The 17546-nt window shown below is 73.0% G+C and carries 14 protein-coding genes (1 of these 14 running past the window's edge); 7 read left to right on the forward strand and 7 right to left on the reverse strand.

What is annotated here, in order from left to right; genetic code table 11:
• The 4 genes from QOZ89_RS40645 to QOZ89_RS40660 all read left to right on the forward strand — a co-directional run.
• Positions 1–385, forward strand: partial view of an LLM class flavin-dependent oxidoreductase gene (locus tag QOZ89_RS40645; RefSeq protein ID WP_312629463.1) — the final stretch only. 464 nt of this gene lie to the left of the window's left edge; the window shows 385 of its 849 coding nt (coding positions 465–849); the start codon falls outside the window, past its left edge; the stop codon is at positions 383–385.
• 174 nt (positions 386–559) lie between these two features.
• Positions 560–1402 carry a mycofactocin-coupled SDR family oxidoreductase gene (locus QOZ89_RS40650; RefSeq protein ID WP_198543334.1) on the forward strand — a complete coding sequence of 281 codons (843 nt, stop codon included), beginning with the start codon at positions 560–562 and terminating at the stop codon, positions 1400–1402.
• 87 nt (positions 1403–1489) lie between these two features.
• The gene (locus QOZ89_RS40655) at positions 1490–1810 is read left to right on the forward strand and encodes a hypothetical protein (RefSeq protein ID WP_083418993.1); all 321 of its coding nucleotides are present in this window, start codon (positions 1490–1492) and stop codon (positions 1808–1810) included.
• Positions 1811–1844: 34 nt separating this feature from the next.
• Positions 1845–2051, forward strand: a complete 207-nt coding sequence (locus QOZ89_RS40660) for an RNA-binding S4 domain-containing protein (protein ID WP_083418992.1) — start codon at positions 1845–1847, stop codon at positions 2049–2051.
• A gap of 189 nt (positions 2052–2240) precedes the next feature.
• Here QOZ89_RS40660 and QOZ89_RS40665 read toward each other — a convergent pair whose 3' ends face one another.
• The 4 genes from QOZ89_RS40665 to QOZ89_RS40680 form a co-directional block, all read right to left on the reverse strand.
• A complete protein-coding gene (locus QOZ89_RS40665) occupies positions 2241–3482 on the reverse strand; it encodes an ROK family protein (RefSeq protein WP_071050198.1) in 1242 nt (413 codons plus the stop codon).
• A 457-nt stretch (positions 3483–3939) separates the two neighbouring features.
• Entirely contained in the window at positions 3940–4131 is a 192-nt protein-coding gene (locus tag QOZ89_RS40670; protein WP_083418997.1) for a hypothetical protein, read from the reverse strand.
• Positions 4132–4378: 247 nt separating this feature from the next.
• Positions 4379–5338 (reverse strand): electron transfer flavoprotein subunit alpha/FixB family protein, encoded by a 960-nt coding sequence (locus tag QOZ89_RS40675; protein ID WP_071050196.1) that lies wholly within the window; start codon positions 5336–5338, stop codon positions 4379–4381.
• A 13-nt stretch (positions 5339–5351) separates the two neighbouring features.
• Entirely contained in the window at positions 5352–6137 is a 786-nt protein-coding gene (locus QOZ89_RS40680; protein WP_071050195.1) for an electron transfer flavoprotein subunit beta/FixA family protein, read from the reverse strand.
• A 764-nt stretch (positions 6138–6901) separates the two neighbouring features.
• Between QOZ89_RS40680 and QOZ89_RS40685 the strand changes: the two genes are divergently transcribed.
• Both QOZ89_RS40685 and QOZ89_RS40690 read left to right on the forward strand, forming a co-directional pair.
• Positions 6902–8326 (forward strand): NsdA family TPR-like regulatory protein, encoded by a 1425-nt coding sequence (locus QOZ89_RS40685; protein ID WP_071050194.1) that lies wholly within the window; start codon positions 6902–6904, stop codon positions 8324–8326.
• 280 nt (positions 8327–8606) lie between these two features.
• A complete protein-coding gene (locus tag QOZ89_RS40690) occupies positions 8607–9650 on the forward strand; it encodes an endonuclease/exonuclease/phosphatase family protein (protein WP_312629476.1) in 1044 nt (347 codons plus the stop codon).
• 120 nt (positions 9651–9770) lie between these two features.
• Here the strand turns inward: QOZ89_RS40690 and QOZ89_RS40695 are convergent, their stop codons facing one another.
• Positions 9771–10742 (reverse strand): pirin family protein, encoded by a 972-nt coding sequence (locus tag QOZ89_RS40695; protein WP_312629478.1) that lies wholly within the window; start codon positions 10740–10742, stop codon positions 9771–9773.
• 338 nt (positions 10743–11080) lie between these two features.
• The gene (locus QOZ89_RS40700; protein WP_312629480.1) at positions 11081–11857 is read right to left on the reverse strand and encodes an enoyl-CoA hydratase/isomerase family protein; all 777 of its coding nucleotides are present in this window, start codon (positions 11855–11857) and stop codon (positions 11081–11083) included.
• 266 nt (positions 11858–12123) lie between these two features.
• Between QOZ89_RS40700 and glgX the strand changes: the two genes are divergently transcribed.
• A complete protein-coding gene (gene glgX, locus QOZ89_RS40705; protein ID WP_116271608.1) occupies positions 12124–14631 on the forward strand; it encodes a glycogen debranching protein GlgX in 2508 nt (835 codons plus the stop codon).
• Positions 14632–14762: 131 nt separating this feature from the next.
• Here the strand turns inward: glgX and glgP are convergent, their stop codons facing one another.
• The gene (gene glgP / locus QOZ89_RS40710) at positions 14763–17318 is read right to left on the reverse strand and encodes an alpha-glucan family phosphorylase (protein ID WP_312629481.1); all 2556 of its coding nucleotides are present in this window, start codon (positions 17316–17318) and stop codon (positions 14763–14765) included.
• Between the last annotated feature and the right edge of the window lie 228 nt (positions 17319–17546).

Below are 17546 nucleotides of genomic sequence, written 5' to 3' on the forward strand. Positions count from 1 at the left end.
GGACGTCACGTTCCAGCCGACCCCGTTGCAGCGGCCGCGCCCGCCCGTCTGGATCGGCTGCAACTGGCCGGCGCGGCGGCCACTGCGGCGAGCGGCCCGGTGGGACGGCGTGGCGCCGATGATGGTCGACCCGCGGGACGGATCATGGAACCCGACCCCGGCGGCGGTGACCGAGGTCATCTCCGCGGTGCGGGAACAGCGCGCCAGCACGGACCCGTTCGATGTGGTGATCAACGGTCGCACCCCGGAACAGCGGGCCGCGGCGCGGGCGGTCGTCGAGCCCATCGAGGCGGCGGGCGCCACCTGGTGGCTGGAGGGCTTCCGGCCGGAGCCGGGAAGCTATGACCTCGCGCTGCGACGGATCGAGGCCGGCCCCCCGCGCTGAACGAGCGCCCACGCACCGCCGGGCCGTCGCACCGCCGGGCCGGGGGGCCGGGGGGCCGGCGAGTGGAGGCCCCACGGCCTGCCCGTCGGCGCCGGCGTGAGCAGCCGGTCAGGCTCGAGGCGCGACGATGATCCGCGCGGCGATGAGTGATCCGCGGGCGACGAGGAGGAACGCATGGCCGCACTCCATGCGACGCCGATGGGAGTGGACGCGGTGGCGGAAGCGGCCGGGGCGCCGGTGGCGCTCGTCACCGGCGCGGCCCGCGGGCTGGGCGCGGCGGTAGCCGGCGCGCTCGACGCGGCCGGCTACCGGCTCGTCCTCTCCGACATCGCCCTGGCGGACGCCGCCGGCGCATCGGCCGGCGGGGCGGGCTACCCGTTCGCGACCCGCGCGCAGCTGGAGGCGGTCGCCGCCGGGTGCGCGCAGGCGTTCCCCGTCCGCGCCGACGTCCGAAGCCAGGCCGACATGGACGCGGCCACGCGCCTGGCGCTGGACCGCTTCGGACGGCTCGACGCGGTCGTCGCCGCCGCCGGGGTCATCGCCGGCGGGCCGCCCGGCTGGGAGACCGACGACGAGGCCTGGCGGCTGCTGCTCGACGTCAATCTGACCGGCGTGCTCATCACGGCCCGGGCCACGCTGCCCGCGTTGCTCGCCGCGCCCGCCGGCCGGTTCGTCGCGGTGTCCTCGGCGGCCGGCACCCGTCCGCTTGCCCGGCTGGCCGCCTACTCGGCCTCCAAGCACGGGGTGGTCGGGCTGGTCCGCAGCATCGCCGCGGAACTCGCCGGCACGACGGTCACCGCCAACGTCGTCTGCCCCGGTTCGATGGACACCACGATGCTCGCCGAGACCGCGAAGGTCTATGACCTCGCCGACCCGCGCGAGTTCGCCCAGCACGCCTACCTGCGCCGGCTCCTCGATCCCGCCGAGGTCGCCGCCGCCGTGGCGTTCCTCTGCTCGCCCGCCGCCGGCGCGCTCACCGGCGCCGTCATCCCTGTCGACGGCGGCTTCACCGGCTGACACCGGCCCTGGCGGACATTGGTCGGGCCAGGCGGGCCGGCGTGGCGGGCGTGGCGGGCGATGCCTACAGATGAGGATCACCAACCGATGATCGACGCCGAGGAGACGGACGGCCTGGCGAGTTCCGGCCAACGCCACGACACGGTGATGTGGGAGGTCCGGGCGGCGCCGGGACGGCTGGCGGAGCTGCTCGAATGGGTACGCGGCACGGCCGTGCCGGAGCTGCTCGACACGCCAGCGTGCCTCCAGGTCGACGTCTACGACGCCGCGGATGAGCGGGTCGTCGTCATCGCCCGGTTCGCCGGCACGCCGGCGCGGCCGCCGGAACCGCCGGCCGGTCTCCTGCGCCGGCCGGCGCACGTCTGGCCGTTCCGTCACCTGTCGGCCTACCGCGCCGCCCACCCCTGACCACGAGGGGACGCACGTCCGGCATGCTGGGTCGGTGCGAGAGATCGAGATCCGAGACCAGATGATCCGGCTCGGCCAGTTCCTGAAGCTGGCGGACCTTGTCGAGTCCGGCGGCGACGTCAAGCCGCTCCTCCTCGAGGGCCTGGTCCGCGTGAACGACGAGATCGAGACTCGCCGCGGCCGCCAGCTGACCCACGGCGACGTCGTCACCGTCGGCGAGCGATCCGCGCGCGTCGGCTGATCGGACGCCGCCGGGTGCCCCAGGGCGCCGCGAGCGACCTGGTCTCGTGTCGCTCCAGCGGCCCGCCCGTTCTCTCCAGCGGCCCACCCGTGACCTGGCCGCGCTCGCTCGGCGGGTGCGGCGGCGGGGCAGGAGTGCGCGCCGGGTGGCCGTCCCGCGCCAGCCGCGGCGAGGGCGCTTCACCCGGCGCTAGCCGGCCCAGGCGTAGCAGTCTGGGACGAGAACGAAGGCGGCGGCGCCGCGCAGGGCGACGTCGTTCGGGGCCGAGCTGGGCTCGACGGGGACGGCGCGCGCGAACTCCATGCCGGTATGCCGGTCGTAGGCGGCTCGCAGCGCGTCCCAGAAGATCGGCCCGGACTGGGAGAAGCCACCCGCGACGGTGACGAGATCGAGGTCGAAGGTCGCCGCGCAGGACGCGAGCGCGATTCCCACCGCGTTCCCGGAGCGGGCCAGCGCCGCCCGCGCGATCTTGTCGCCCGCCGCCGCCGAGGCGGCGAGCGCGCGCCCGTCGGGGGCTCGCTCCTCATCCGGCCCCCCGCCGTCGCCCCGCGCCGCTGAGGCTCCGGACGTATCGGGCCCGGAGTCGCCAAACCCGGTCCCTGCCTCGTTCGGCCTGGTCCCGCCGTCGTCCGGTCCGGGCCTGCCCGTGCCTGGCCCGGCCTCGACGGGCTTCCAGCCCTCCTCGATGGCCCAGGCGACAGTGCGCGGTCCGGAGGCGATCGCCTCCAGGCAACCGACACCGCCGCAGGCACAGTCCGGCCCGGCCGGGTCGACGACGAGGTGACCGACATGCCCCGCGTTGCCGGACCGCCCGTGGTAGAGCCGCCCGTCGAGGACCAGACCGCCGCCCACCCCGGTCGAGACCGTCACGGCGAGCAGGTTGCGCGTGTTTCGGCCGGTGCCCATCCAGTGCTCGCCAGCGGCGAGCGCCACCGCGTCGTTGTGGACAAGCACCCCCAGGCCGCCGAACTCGTCACGCAGCCGGGCGCGCAGCGGGAAATCCCGCCACGACGGGATGTTCAGCGGCGAGACCTCTCCCGCCGGCCAGATCATCGGCCCACCGCAGCCGACCCCGAGCCCGGCCAGGCCCGCGTAGTCGTAACGCCCGCCGAGCCCCGCGTCGCCAAGGGCGGAGTGCAGGCATTCGACGGCGGCGGCGAACGTGACCTCGGGGTCGAGGGTCTTCGGCATCGCTCTGCGCGCCCGGCCGAGAACCGCGCCGGTGGCGTCGACGACGCCACCGGCGAGCTTCGTCCCGCCGATGTCGAGCGCGAGCGCGGTCCGGTTCCGGCCGCTCGCGCCGCCGAATCCCGCCGACGAGGTCACCGTGACCGTCGTGGTCGTCGTCGTGGTCACCGGCCCGGCGGTCACCGTGACCGGCCCGGTGGAGCTCGTCGCCGTATGCGTATCCCGACTGCCGCCCGTCGCCATCGCGCTCAGTTTTCCTCTTCCTCGGTTTCGGCCGCGGACTCCGGATCGCGCCGAGGATCGACGCCCTCCGCACCGCGAGCGGCGGATGCCAGACCGGTGCGCCCGCGGCTCCGGATGGAGCAGTGCCGGCCGCGACCCGCCGGGACCGCCCTGAGGGACGGGTCCCGCGCGCTACGTTGCCGGATCATCATCGCGCACTGACCGCTGCTGTCCCACGGGTCTTTGTCGGGCACGCGGAAGTCGCGGCCGGGGCCGGTCCGGTCGCGCCTTCCGCCGCCATCCGTCGGGCTGCTGGTGCCAGAACCGCCAGCCGGGCGGCGGCACGGGCCAGGCCGGGTCAGGCCGCCAGCCGGGCCACGGTGACCACCCCGGCGGTGGCGGCGGCCAGTCAGGCGGCACGCGGAAGACCGGAGATGAAGGCGCGTGGGCTGGCCGGCCTCGGTCACTCCCGTGGGCGTTACTCCCGAGGGCGGTCGTCTGGCGGGCCGTCCGGCGCCAGCGGCGTCCCCTCCGGGGGCGCCACCACTCTGGGCGCGGGGTCAGGGGTATCCGCGCGCCAGGGGCGGTCGCGCTCCCACATTTCCCAGGGGAGGATGTGCTCGCCGGTGCGGTCGTGGGGATCGAAGGCGTCGAGGTCGAAGGTCCGCACGGCCCACCTCCGCAGGGGATCCGCGCCACCGGCAGCCTCGGTGTCGGCCGTGTCACTCCCGGTGGCGACTGGTGCGCTCATCATCGCCCGCTGCCGGGGCAGAGACCACCGATCCCGGATCCGCCGCTCCGGATCCGCTACCAGAACACCGTCGAACAGCGAGACGGCCGGGTTTCCGCCTGTTCGGGCGGAACCCGGCCGTCTTTGGTATGTCCGCGTTACGCGGGCGGCGAGCTGTCGCGCCGTCTCAGCCCTTGCGCTTTTCGACTTCGTCGGTCAGCTGCGGGACGACGTTGAACAGGTCGCCCACCAGGCCGTAGTCGGCGAACTCGAAGATCGGCGCCTCAGGGTCCTTGTTGATGGCGACGATGGTCTTCGAGGTCTGCATGCCGGCCCGGTGCTGGATGGCGCCGGAGATGCCGACCGCGATGTAGAGCTGCGGCGAGACGGTCTTGCCGGTCTGGCCCACCTGGTTCTGGTGCGGGTACCAGCCGGCGTCGGTCGCGGCGCGGGAAGCGCCCACCGCGGCGCCGAGGGTGTCGGCGAGCTTCTCCACCAGCGCGAAGTGCTCGGCGGCACCCAGGCCGCGGCCACCGGAGACGACGACCTGCGCCTCGGTGAGGTCCGGCCGGCCGGACTTGGCCTCCGCGACCCGGTCGACGATCTTCGCGCCCTTGGCGACGTCGGAGATCGTGATGTCGACCTGGACCTCGGCCGGGGAGGACGGCGCGGCGACCGGAGCCGTCGAGTTCGGACGGACCACGATCACCGGCGTGCCCTTGGTGACCTTGGAGCTGACGATCGTCGAACCGCCGAAGATGCCCTGGGTGGCGACCAGCTCCGGACTCACCGCGGTGGCGTCCCAGATCAGGCCGGATTCGGTCTTCGCGGCGGTCCGCGCGGCGACCTCCCGCGAGTCGGCCGTCGCGGCGATCAGCACCGCCGTCGGCGACGCCTCGCCGACCAGCTTCGCGAGCACCTCGGCGACCGGTGCGCCGACGTAGTCGGCGACGTCGTCGGACTCGACCACGTAGACCTTCGCGGCGCCGAACTCGGCCAGGTACGGCTTGGCCTTCGCATAGGTGCCAGGGCCGCCGGCGAACACCGCCGACGGCTCGCCAAGCGTGCGGGCGAGCGTCAGCAGCTCGCCGGTGACCTTCTTGGGCTCACCGTCGGCGTGCTCGACGAGAACGAGTACCTCAGCCATCGATCGTTACCCCTCAGATGAGCTTCTGCGCCGCGAGGAAGTCGGCGATCTTCACGCCGCCGTCACCCTCGTCCTTGACGATGGTGCCGCTCTGCCGCGGCGGCGCCGACTGGGCGTCGACGACTGTCGAGCCCGCGCCCGCGAGGCCCACCGAACCGGCGTCAAGGCCCGCGTCGCCGGACGACAACGTGGTCAGCGGCTTCTTCTTCGCGGCCATGATGCCCTTGAACGAGGGGTACCGCGGCTGGTTGATCTTCTCGACGACGCCGACGACGGCCGGCAGGCTCGCCTCGACCAGCGCGTAGCCGTTGTCGGCCAGCCGTTCGATCGACACCTTGCCCGCGGCCGGGTCGACGGTCACTTTGCGGGCCTGGGTGAGCTGCGGGAGCCCCAGCCGCTCGGCCAACAGCGCGCCCATCACACCGCCACGCGCGTCGGAGGCCTCGGTCGCCGTGATGACGAGATCCGGGGACAGCGTGGCGATGACCTTCGCCAGCGCGGCGGACGTCTGCAGCGCGTCCGAGCCGTGCAGCGCGTCGTCGGTCAGGTGCACCGCCTTGTCGGCGCCCATGGACAGCGCCTTGCGGATCGTCTCGAGGGCCTTCGCCGGGCCCATCGTGACGACGGTGACCTCGCCGCCGTGCGCTTCCTTGATCTTGAGGGCCTCTTCGACTCCGTACTCGTCCATCTCGTTCATGACGTTGTCGACGCTGACGCGGTCGACCGTCTTGTCCGCGGCGTCGAGCTTCTTCTCCGCCCAGGTATCAGGAACCTGCTTGACGGTAACGACGATGTTCACGCCTAGGGGCCTCCGTAGCCAACATAATCAGGTGTCCAGTGCTCTTGACATGGTGGCATTGGTAGCCGCGACATGCCCGATGATCGGCGGCGTGACGCCGGACGCATTACGTCACAATCCCTTACCGGCCTGGCAGCCACCCGCCGCCGAGTAACCCGGTCGTCCCGGCCGGCGCCCGGACCAAGATCACCGAGGTGAGCGGGCCCCGCCGCCTTTCTCGTCCCGCTCGCCCGCTCGCGGCCTCGTCGACCGCGCCCACCGGCGGGGGCCGGCAGGCGCTTCGTGGGCATCCACCCGCCGCCGTCCGCCTGCCTTTGCCTATGGCCTTTCTACCTGATGCCTTCCCGCTGAGACAGGCCTCCGAGTGACTAGCCGGTCCGGCGAGCGCCCACCGCCCGATGGGGAGCGGTCCAGGGCCGCCCGTCCGGAGGGGAGCAGACCGCCACGGGTATGCCTATCACCCGTCAGTGCCAATGCCCTCGCGCCGGCTTGCCCGGGGCGGGCGAACCCGCCGCCGGGCCCGCCAACCTCCAGTTGAGGTCATTTCCCCTCGCCTGTGACCATTTGTCGTGCCAATCGAGTGGACCCATCGTCACGGATCCGAGCAGGATGCCCGACACACCGCCCTCCAAGCCCGTGCATTCGCCCGTGACTCTGCACACTCTCTCGGTGGGAAGTTACGAGTCCGCTACTTTCTGGCCCTGGATATGCGTCAGGCGACGACTCTCCCACGTTAAGTGACAGGATTCGACCCCGGGGGTTCGATGTCCAGCTCCACGCCCGCCAGCGACCCTGCCTCACCTACCGTGTTCGACCGCCTGCTGCGCGAGTCCGGCGTCTCCGACACCCGGTTCGCCAGGCAGGTGAACAGCCGTGCCCGCCACCACCGGCGGATCGAGCTCGGGCTGGCGCGGACGACCGTGGGGCACTGGCGGCGTGGCATGCGGCCCCGCGACCCGATGGTGGCCGAGCTCGCCGCCGCCGAGGTGTCGGCGCTCGTCGGTTACCCGGTGCTGCCCGTGGACCTGGGCTGGCGCGGGGAGCACTACGGGCGCGAGGACCTGGGACTGCACGTCGCCGACGCCCCTGTCCAGACCGTCAGGACCCTGGCTGGACTTACGGGGCGGGACATGCGACGTCGCGAGATGCTCCAGGACTCGACGGCCTTCGTCGCCAGTGCGTTCGCCGAGCCGGTGCTGTCGAGCATCACCGGTGTCGTCCGGCGGGCGCTGAGCGCGAGTACCGAGGCCGCGGGCGGCAGCAACGCCGCCATGATCAGAGACATGACGGCGGCCTTCCGCCGGCTGGATGCCCGGTTTGGCAGCGGGGAGATCCGCAACCAGGTGATCACCTTCCTGCACGACCGTACGCGGGCGGCGATGAGTGAGGACCCCGACGCCGAGCTGTGCAGCGCGCTCGCGGAGCTCACCCAGTTCGGCGGCTGGCTCGCGCAGGACAGCGACCGTCAGGCACTGGCGCAGCGCTACTACATCCAGGCGCTGAGCCTCGCCGAGCATGCCGACGACGTCCAGCTCGCCGGGCGGGTGCTCGCCGCCATGAGCGACCAGGCCGCCCGGCTGGGATACAACCGGCAAAGCCTGTCGATGGCCCGCGCCGCCGTGGACCGGGCGAACCACACGGCCGCCCCGACAGTCGAGGCGATGCTCCACGACAAACATGCCTGGGCGTTGGCTCAGGCACATGACGAGGCCGGTTGCGTCGAGGCGCTTACCGCCATGGAGCGCGCGATCGAGCGCGCGATCGGCCGCGGCTCGTGCGACGACGAGCCGGCCTGGGCGTCCCACTACAACGCGGGCGACGTCGCCGAATGCGTGGGCCACTGCTACCTGCTGATGGACCGGCCGGAGCAGGCCGCCGAGCACCTGCTCGAGGCGCGCGACCTGCAGGTCAGCTCCCGCGCCAGGACCCGCAGCTACGCCGAGGCCGATCTTGCCATCGCCTACCTGCGCGGGCGCTCCCCCGACCTGGAGGCCGCCGTCGACGCCGGCCAGCGCGCCGTCGAGTACGCCGGGCCGGTGTCCTCCGTCCGGGTCACGGACAAGCTGCGCGAGCTCGACACGGCGTTCGCCCCGCACAGCGGCTCAGTGACCGTGCAGGAATGGCGCACCAACGCCGCGCCCGTCCTGCGGCGCTTCCCGTCCGGTGCCGGGCCCGACTCCACCCGGTAGTCGCCGCCTGCCCCCGCCGGTCGTCGCCATGCCGAACGGCCCGCCTTCCCATGTCTGAATCCGTCCCCCGCGCCGCTCGGTTGTCACCAGGCCCGGAACCCGGCCGCCGGGAGCGGGTCGTTGTGGTCGTTGTGATGGTCGTCTCAGGTTGATCACCTCTCGCCTGGCCGGGTATGGGCCGGACGTGCGCATCCGGCACCCTGATGGGGTGAGCAGGTCGGGGGAAGGTGCCGTAGCCGGCCCGCCAAGCGCCGATGACGGCCTCGGCGCGAAACGGGCCATGACCGGGGCGGGCATCGAGACCGAGAAACCGCGGTGGTACCCGACCGACGTCGGGCGCACGCTGCTCGCGGCCGCGGCCTGGCTGGTCGTCGGCGCGCTGAGCGTGGTGGCGCTGGGTCGGCTGGTCTATCTGGACGACGTGCTGAGCTGGCCGTACGCCGCGCTGAACGCGCTCACACCGCTGCTGTACCTGCCGGTCTACGCCTCGCTGGTCGTCGGCTTCGGGCTGAGGCGCAACGCGCTGATGCTGGCGACGGTGCCCTTGATCGGGCTGCACCTGTTCTGGACGGTGCCGGAGATCTGGCCCGGCGGAGTGGAGAAGGCACCGGACGGCGCCCAGCCAGTCCGGGTGCTCTCGGCGAACCTGCTTTACCACAACGCGTCCGCCGGGCGGCTGGGCAGCCAGATCGAGGCAGCGCACCCCGACATCGTCGTGCTCGTGGAGGCCTCGCCGCTCACTCTCGGCGCGGTGCAGAAATCGGGGGCGCTCGCGCACTACCCCTACCGGGTGGACAAGCCGGCCGCGGGGGCGTTCGGCTACGCCGTCTACTCGCGTTACCCGCTGTCCGACCTGTCCGCGCCCGTGGTCGGCGGGCAGCCGCTGGCCCGGATGACCGTCGCCCTCGACGGCGGCCGGCGCTTCGTGCTCTACCCGGTTCACACGATCGCTCCGACGAGCGCCGAGAACACCCGGGAGTGGCGCGCCCAGCTCAGCCAGCTGGCCACCGAGGTGCACGGCTCCCGGCTGCCGGTCGTGCTGGCCGGCGACTTCAACGCGACCCACGACCACCGCCCGTTCCGGCGGCTGCTGAGCTCAGGTGTCCGGGACACGCACGACGCCACCGGCACAAGCTGGAGCCCGACCTGGCCGGCGAACGGCCTCCTGCCGCCCGTGCTGCGCATCGACCATGTGCTCGCCTCGCCGGCGTTCGCGGTGACCGGCTACCAGCGGGGCGGCCACTACGGCAGCGACCACCTCCCGGTCATCGCCGACCTGGCGCTGCGGAGCCCCGATTCCGCCGATCAGCCAGACGAGGGCTAGGCGCCGGCCGGAGCCGGACTGCACGGAAGGCCGCGCGGAGGGCGGAGTGCCCCCGGTCAGAGTGCCCCGGGGTCAGAGTGCCCCGGGGTCAGAGTGCCCCGGGGTCAGAGTGCCCCGGGGTCAGCGCCAGGGCGGGGGCGGTGCCGGGATGCGACGGAGGTGGGAGGCCACCGGGCCGAAGCGGCCAGCGCCGTCACGGTCCTCCCACTGCTCGAACGCGGCGGTCAGGTCGGCGCGGGAGCGCCCGACGAAGTTCCACCACATGACGATCGGCTCCTCGAACGGCGCGCCGCCGAGCAGAAGCACCCTGGCCGGCTCGGTGGCGTCCAGCGCCAGCTCGTCGCGGCCCGCGCCGAGGTAGGCGAGCTGGCCGGTCCGCGCCACCGCCTGGATGCCGGCCGCGGGTGCCGAGCCGTTCCCCACCCGCACCGCGCCCTCGGTGACGACCAGCGCGTACTCGAAGCCGGGGCGCAGCGGCAGCACCGCCCGGCCGGGCCGCAGCGCCAGGTCCGCGCCCACCATCTCGGTGTCGCGGCGGGCTGGCGAGGCCGCACCGGCGAGCTCGCCGACCAGCACCGTCGCGACGGCGTCGCCGATCTCGACGCGCGGCAGCTCGGCGTGGTGCTCGAAAGCGGCGGGGCCGTGGCGGGTCGCCTCCGGCTGCGCCACCCACAGCTGGACGCCGTGCAGCGCGCCGCGGTAGTCGGTTCCCTCCTCCGCGTGGACGACGCCGTGGCCCGCGGTCATCAGGTTCAGCTGCCCGGGCCGCACCACCTGCTCGGAGCCGAGGCTGTCGAGATGGCGTACCTCGCCCGCGAGCAGCCAGGTGACGGTGTGCAGGCTGGTATGCGGATGCGGGCCGATGTCGATGCCGCGCGTGCCGGCGGCCCCCGTGGCCGGCGCGACCGCCAACGGCCCCATGTGGTCGACGAAGCACCAGGCGCCCACGGTCCGCCGGGCACGGATCGGCAGCGCTCGGCGCACCGGGACCGCCCCGACCGTCTGCGGCCTGCTCTCGGTGATCTCCACGGCCCACCCATCGGCCCGAGCTCCCGGGATCCCCTCTACGGGGACGACATCCTCACTGGTCACCGGTCCGCTCATCGCCGACAGCCCCCTCCATGATCCACACGACCAAGGTAGTTTCCCACGCAACAATATGGCGGGGGCTGTTAGTTCCTGGCTGACCTGCTTCTGGGCTGTCAGGGCCTGTCGTCGTCTCGCAAGGTTCAAACGTGTCGCCACCGAGCTGGGCGCGGAGGCGCACCTCCGCGGAGGCCCGGCCCACGAGCGAAGCGATGTGGGTTGGGCCGCAGCGGAGGTCGCCGTAGCGCCCGTGAGCGCAGGAGGACACGGCGCGGAGGTCCCTTCCCGAAGCGAAGCGAGGGAAGGGACCGGAGCGCCGTGCCCGCACGGAGCGAACCAGAGACTCAGCGGCCCGTGAACTTGGCCTTGCCGGGGCCGTTCTGCTGGAACGACTCCATGCCGTTCTTCTGGTCCTCGGTGCCGAACAGGCCGACGAACAGGCCGGTCTCCAGCCGCAACGCCTCCGACAGCCCTGTCTCCAGACCGTCGTCGATGGCGCGCTTGGCCGCCGCCAGCGCGAGCGCCGGGCCGTCGACGTACTGCTTGGCCCGCCGTACCGCCTCGGCGTAGACCTCGGCCGCCGGGACGACGGCATCGGCGAGCCCGATCGCCAGCGCCTCCTCGGCGCCGACCTGGCGGCCGGAGAAGACCAGCTCCTTGGCCCTGGCCGGGCCGACCAGCCGAGGCAGCCGCTGGGTGCCGCCGGCACCCGGGATCACGCCGAGCAGGATCTCCGGCTGACCGACCTTGGCGTTGTCCGCGAGGATCCGGAAGTCGGCGCACAGCGCCAGCTCAAGACCGCCGCCGAGCGCGTAGCCGGTCACGGCGGCGAACACCGGCTTGGGAATGCGGGCGACAAGCTCGAACGTGCTGGTCAGCTCGGTGGCCCAGCTCGAGATACCCACCAGGTCCTTCGCCGCCATCTCCTTGATGTCGGCGCCGGCCGCGAACACCCGCTCGCCGCCGTAGATCACGACGGCGCGGATGTCGGCGCGCCGGGATGCCTCCAGCGCCACCTCCCGCAACTCGGCCGTGAGCTCGGCATTGAGGGCGTTCACCTTCGGCCGGTCCAGCCGGATGGTCCCCACCCCGTCCGCAACCTCTAGTCGTACGACCGCCACTGGCCGACCTCCTCGTCCGCTGTCCCTGAGCCGGGCGCCCACCCCGCACGCCGGCCGTCGCCCCAGCCTCGCGGGGCCAGGCCGCGCACTTCCCGTGCCGACGACCATCGCACCGCGCGGCGGCCCGCGCCTACCCGGTGGCGGTGACGCATCTCACGCGACGTCCCGAGACGGGTACCGGCGCGCGCCGGCTGGGAGAACGTCCGCGGGATCGGCCGACAGGGCGCCGTTGGTCCACAGGCGCCCCGTTCACCCGGACGTGATCAGTGCGTTCCGTTAGCGTCACCGATGTGTCGTACACGTTCGAACCAGGTCTCACGCGCCAGGACCCCGCGCGCCTGCGCGCGCTCCCCGGCGCGCCGTACCCGCTCGGCGTGCTGCCCGACGCCGGCGGGGTCAACATCGCCGTGCTCGCGCCGGGCGCGGATGCCGTCGAGTTCTGCCTGCTCGACTCCGACTCGTCGTCGGGCGGGAGCGGGCCTGGGCGCGGCGAGACCCGGTACCGGCTGCCCGAGCGGTGCGGCGGCGTCTGGCACGGCTATATCCCCGGTGTGCGCCCTGGGCAGCGCTACGGCCTGCGCGCGCACGGGCCGTACGACCCGGCCCGCGGCCTGCGCTACAACCCGGCGAAGCTGCTGCTCGACCCGTATGCCCGGCGGGTGGAGGGCACGCTGACGCCAGGACCGGCGATCTTCGGCTACGCCGACGGGGACCCCTACAGCTACACGGCCGACGGCCAGGACTCGGCGCCCTTCGTCCCGGTCGGGGTCGTCACCGCGCTCCCGAGCGCCGCCGCCGGGCGTGCCCCCGTGCCCGGCCGGCGCGGCGGCGGACCCGCGGCGGCGGACCCGGCCGGCAACCGGCCCGGCACGCCGTGGCGGGACACCGTGATCTACGAGCTGCACGTCCGGGGCTTCACCAGGCTGCACCCGGCGCTGCCCCCCGCGCTGCGTGGCACCTACGCCGGCCTTGCCCACCCCGCCGTCCTCGATCACCTGACCGGCCTCGGGATCACCGCCGTCGAGCTGCTCCCGGTACACGCCCACGTCTCGGAACCGATACTGGCCGAACGCGGGCTGACCAACTTCTGGGGCTACAACACCATCGGCTTCTTCGCCCCGCACCCGGGCTACGCGGCCACCGACGACCCGGTGACCGAGTTCCGCGCGATGGTGGCCGCACTGCATGAGGCTGGCATCGAGGTGCTGCTGGACGTCGTCTACAACCACACCGCGGAGCAGGACGAGCGCGGCCCGACGCTGTCGATGCGCGGCCTCGACAACACCGTGTACTACCGGCTGGAGCCGACCGACCCGCGTCGCTACCGCGACGTCACCGGCTGCGGCAACACGCTGAACGTCACCTCGCCGCATGTGGTCCGGCTGGTCTGCGACTCCCTGCGTTACTGGCTGACCGAGATGGGCGTCGACGGCTTCCGCTTCGACCTCGCGGCGGCGCTGGCCCGCAATCCCGACGGCTTCGACCCGGACGCGCCGCTGCTGACCGCGATCGGGCAGGACCCCGTGCTCGCCCAGGCGAAGCTGATCGCCGAGCCGTGGGACGTGGGCTGGGGCGGCTACCAGGTCGGCGCGTTCCCGGCGCCCTGGGCGGAGTGGAACGACCGGTTCCGCGCGACCGTACGCGAGACGTGGAGCGGGCGGGCGACGAGCGCCGCCGACCTCGGCTACCGCATCACCGCGTCGTCCGATCTGTTCGAGCATGGTGGGCGCCCGCCGTGCTCCTCGGTCAACTTCGTCACCGCCCACGACGGCTTCACCCTGGCCGACCTGGTCTCCTACGAGCACAAGCACAACGAGGCGAACCTGGAGGACAACCGGGACGGCGACAACAACAACCGGTCCCGCAACCATGGGGCGGAGGGGCCGACCGACGACCCGGTCGTGCTGGAGCGCCGCCGAAGGGTGCGCCGGGGGATGCTCGCGACGCTGCTGCTGTCCGCCGGGGTGCCGATGCTGGTCGCGGGCGACGAGTTCGGCCGCTCGCAGGGCGGCAACAACAACGCCTACTGCCAGGACAACCCGGTCTCCTGGCTCGCCTGGCCGACGACGCGGGCCGACGGGCGCTCCGTTCGCTCCGGCGGCGGCTGGTGGCCGCGCCGCTCGGAACGCGTCACCGGCACGGACGTCACCGGCACGGACGACGGGAACGGCGAGGCGGACGGGGCGGACAGCCGGAGGGACCACAGGAGTGACGGTGCCGCCCCGAGAAGCGACGGAACCGGCCCCCTGCCGCCCAAGACGCCGGAAGTGCCGGCGCCCGACCCGGCCGGCGAGGACCAGGGCCTGTCCGAGCTGGCCTCCTGCCTGCTGACGCTGCGCCGGGCGTCACCCGCGCTGTGCCGAGGGCAGTTCTTCCACGGCGGCCAGTCCAGCGAGACGCACCGCGCCGACATGACCTGGTTCCTCGCCGACGGCACCCAGATGTCCGACGCCGACTGGAACGCGCCCAATCCAGCCACCGTCGTCGCGTTCATCGCCGGCGACAGCCTCACCTGGCTCGGCCCGGACGGCACACCGGCAACCGGCGACAGCCTGCTGCTCGTCCTGCATCCCGGCGAGGAGGACGTCGACGTCCACCTTCCCGGCGCCCCCTGGGCGTCCCGCTACGACCTCGTCCTCGACACCGCCGCCACCGACCTCTCCGGCCTGCGCGCCGCCGTCGAAGACCCCCGCAAGCCCCTCGCCACCTATCCCGCCGGCGAAACCCTGCGCGCCAGCTGGTCCTCCGTCGTCGTCCTGCGTGCCCACCGCTGACGGCCCACGGCGCCGGGCACTCCTCGGAGTACCCGGCACCGAGGCGCGGTGGTCAACTCGTGGTCGGGAACGCGCCGGGCCCGGGCCGACGTGGTGGTCGGCCCGGGCCCGGCGCGTGGCGCATGACGCGGCTACGGGGTGGTGATCAGGCCGACCTCGGCGGAGCTGGCGAGGAGGACATGGGCGGGCAGGACGTTGACGGTGTAGCCGAACGGGCCGGTGCGCGAGAGTGGGATGGTGCCCTCGAAGCGGTGGCCGCCGCCCTCGGCGTCGCCGGCGGGGTGCAGGTCGAGCGTCGCCGGGGCGAGCAGCCGGTCGGTCTCGTCGACCCGGCCATAGGAAGCCCGCACGACGACGTCGGACGTGGCCAGGTCACCGAGCTCGACCGTCGCGCGGACGACGAGCTCCTGACCGACCTGCGGGGTGTCACCAAGGCCGGTCGAGTCCACGTTGACGACCCGCACGCCCGACCAGCACGAGCGCACCTTCGCCTTCCAGCCCGAGAGGTCCCTGGCGCCGCCGAAGCCGTCAGCCGCCGCCGCCCGCGCGGAGACCCCGGCGGGGACGTAGTACTTCTCGACGTACTCCTGGACCATCCGGGTCGCGAGCACCTTCGGCCCAAGGGTGGACAGGGTGTGGCGCACCATCGCCGTCCAGCGGCGCGGCATGCCGTCCGCACGGTCGTAGAACCGGGCGGCGACGGCGTTCTCCAGCAGGTCGTACAGCGCGGCCGACTCGATGCTGTCGCGCCGGTCCGGGTCCTCGACGCCGTCGGCGGTCGGGATCGCCCAGCCGTTCTGGCCGTCGAACATCTCGTCCCACCAGCCGTCCCGGATGGACAGGTTCAGGCCGCCGTTGAGCGCCGACTTCATCCCGGACGTGCCGCAGGCCTCCAGCGGGCGCAGCGGGTTGTTCAGCCACACGTCACAGCCGGAGTAGAGGTAGCGGGCCATGCCGATGTCGTAGTCCGGCAGGAAGGCGATCCGGCGGCGCACGGCCGGGTCGTCGGCGAACTGGACGATCTGCTGGACCAGCTGCTTGCCGCCGTCGTCGGCCGGGTGGGCCTTGCCCGCGATGACCATCTGGATCGGCCGCTCGGCGTGCAGCAGCAGCCGGGTGAGCCGGTCGCGGTCGTGCAGCATGAGCGTGAGCCGCTTGTACGACGGCACCCTGCGGGCGAAGCCGATGGTCAGGACGTCCGGGTCGAAGACGCTGTCCACCCAGTCGAGCTCGCCGGCGGCGGCGCCGCGGGCGAGCCACGAGGCGCGCAGCCGGCGGCGCACCTCCGCGACGAGGCCCTCGCGCAGCTCCCGGCGCGTCGCCCACAGCACCTCGTCGGAGATCTTGTCGATCTTCGCGAAGCCCTGGCCGTCGGGAGAGAGCAGCGGCGGCTCCGACTCGCGGTCGGCCAGCTCGATGAGCGTCCGCGAGACCCAGGTCGGCGCGTGCACGCCGTTGGTGACCGAGCCGATCGGCACGGCGGCCGGGTCGAACCCGGGCCACAGGCCGTTGAACATCTCCCGGCTTACGATGCCGTGCAGCGCGCTCACGCCGTTGGAGCGCTGCGCGAGGCGCAGGCCCATGTGCGCCATGTTGAACATGTTCGGGTCGGATTCGGTGCCCAGCGCGAGCACCCGCTCGACGGGCACGCCGTCCCAGGCGTTGTCACCGCCGAAGTGCCGGGCGACCATGTCCTTCGGGAACCGGTCGATGCCGGCGGGGACCGGCGTGTGGGTTGTGAACAGGGTGCCCGCGCGGGTGGCCTCCAGCGCCTCGTCGAAGCTCAGCCCACCGGCGGCCAGCTCGCGGATCCGCTCCAGTCCCAGGAAGCCGGCGTGGCCCTCGTTGGTGTGGTACACGTCGGGCGCCGGGGCGCCGGTGACCTCGGAGTACACCCGCAGCGCCCGGACGCCGCCGATGCCGAGCAGCATCTCCTGCAGCAGCCGGTGGTCGGTGCCGCCGCCGTAGAGCCGGTCGGTGACGCCCCGCTCGGCGGGCTGGTTGTCCTCGACGTCCGAGTCGAGGAGCAGCAGCGGGACGCGGCCGACCTGCGCCTTCCAGATCTGGGCGTGCAGGGTACGGCCCTCGGGCAGCCCGACGGCCACCTTCTGCGGGACGCCGTCGGCGTCGGTGAGCTGGGTGAGCGGCAGGCCATGCGGGTCGATGCCCGGGTAGCGCTCCTGCTGCCAACCGTCCCGCGACAGCGACTGGACGAAGTAGCCGGCGCGGTAGAGCAGCCCGACGCCGATGATGGGCACGCCGAGGTCGCTCGCGGTCTTGAGATGGTCGCCGGCCAGGATGCCCAGGCCGCCGGAGTACTGCGGCAGCACCTCGGTGATGCCGAACTCCGGCGAGAAGTAGCCGATCGCCGACGGCGCGCCGGACAGATTCCGCTCCTGGTACCACAGACGGGCGTTCAGGTACTCCTGAAGCTCGTCGAACGCGTCCGTGAGCCTACGCAGGAAGCGGCGGTCACCGGCGAGCGCGACCAACCGGCCGTGGTCGACCTCGCCGAGCAGGCGGACCGGGTCACCCTTGGTCGCCCGCCACAGCTCGGGATCCACGGACTCGAAGAGGTCAAGCGTCTCCGGGTGCCACGACCAGCGGAGGTTCATGACCAGGTCGGCGAGCGGAGCAAGCTGCTCGGGAAGCTGCGCGCGGACGGTGAACCGTCGGAGTGCTCTCACGAAGACGTCAGCCTAGACAGTCCACGTGAACTGGCCGCACCCGGGTCTCACCCCAGGGTTACCAACAGGAAAACCCTTCGATGTCACAAGTGGAACAGGCGGAATGGGGCACTGATGCTCCGATAGCACCCCATTCCGGACTGTGTTGACGTCTACACCTTCGGGTCATCTCACGGCCCGTACGGTCACCCACGTCAGCGTCGGCACTCGGCGACGGCATGAGGCGAC

Source organism: Pseudofrankia coriaricola, assembly GCF_032027725.1.
Classification (GTDB): Bacteria; Actinomycetota; Actinomycetes; order Frankiales; family Frankiaceae; genus Pseudofrankia.

Bases quoted from the DNA above. Each gene is read 5' to 3' on its own strand.
- QOZ89_RS40650 (WP_198543334.1), top strand. From the start codon at position 560: ATGGCCGCACTCCATGCGACGCCGATGGGAGTGGACGCGGTGGCGGAA.
- QOZ89_RS40655 (WP_083418993.1), top strand. From the start codon at position 1,490: ATGATCGACGCCGAGGAGACGGACGGCCTGGCGAGTTCCGGCCAACGC.
- QOZ89_RS40665 (WP_071050198.1), bottom strand. From the start codon at position 3,482: ATGGCGACGGGCGGCAGTCGGGATACGCATACGGCGACGAGCTCCACC.
- QOZ89_RS40675 (WP_071050196.1), bottom strand. From the start codon at position 5,338: ATGGCTGAGGTACTCGTTCTCGTCGAGCACGCCGACGGTGAGCCCAAG.
- QOZ89_RS40685 (WP_071050194.1), top strand. From the start codon at position 6,902: ATGTCCAGCTCCACGCCCGCCAGCGACCCTGCCTCACCTACCGTGTTC.
- QOZ89_RS40690 (WP_312629476.1), top strand. From the start codon at position 8,607: ATGACCGGGGCGGGCATCGAGACCGAGAAACCGCGGTGGTACCCGACC.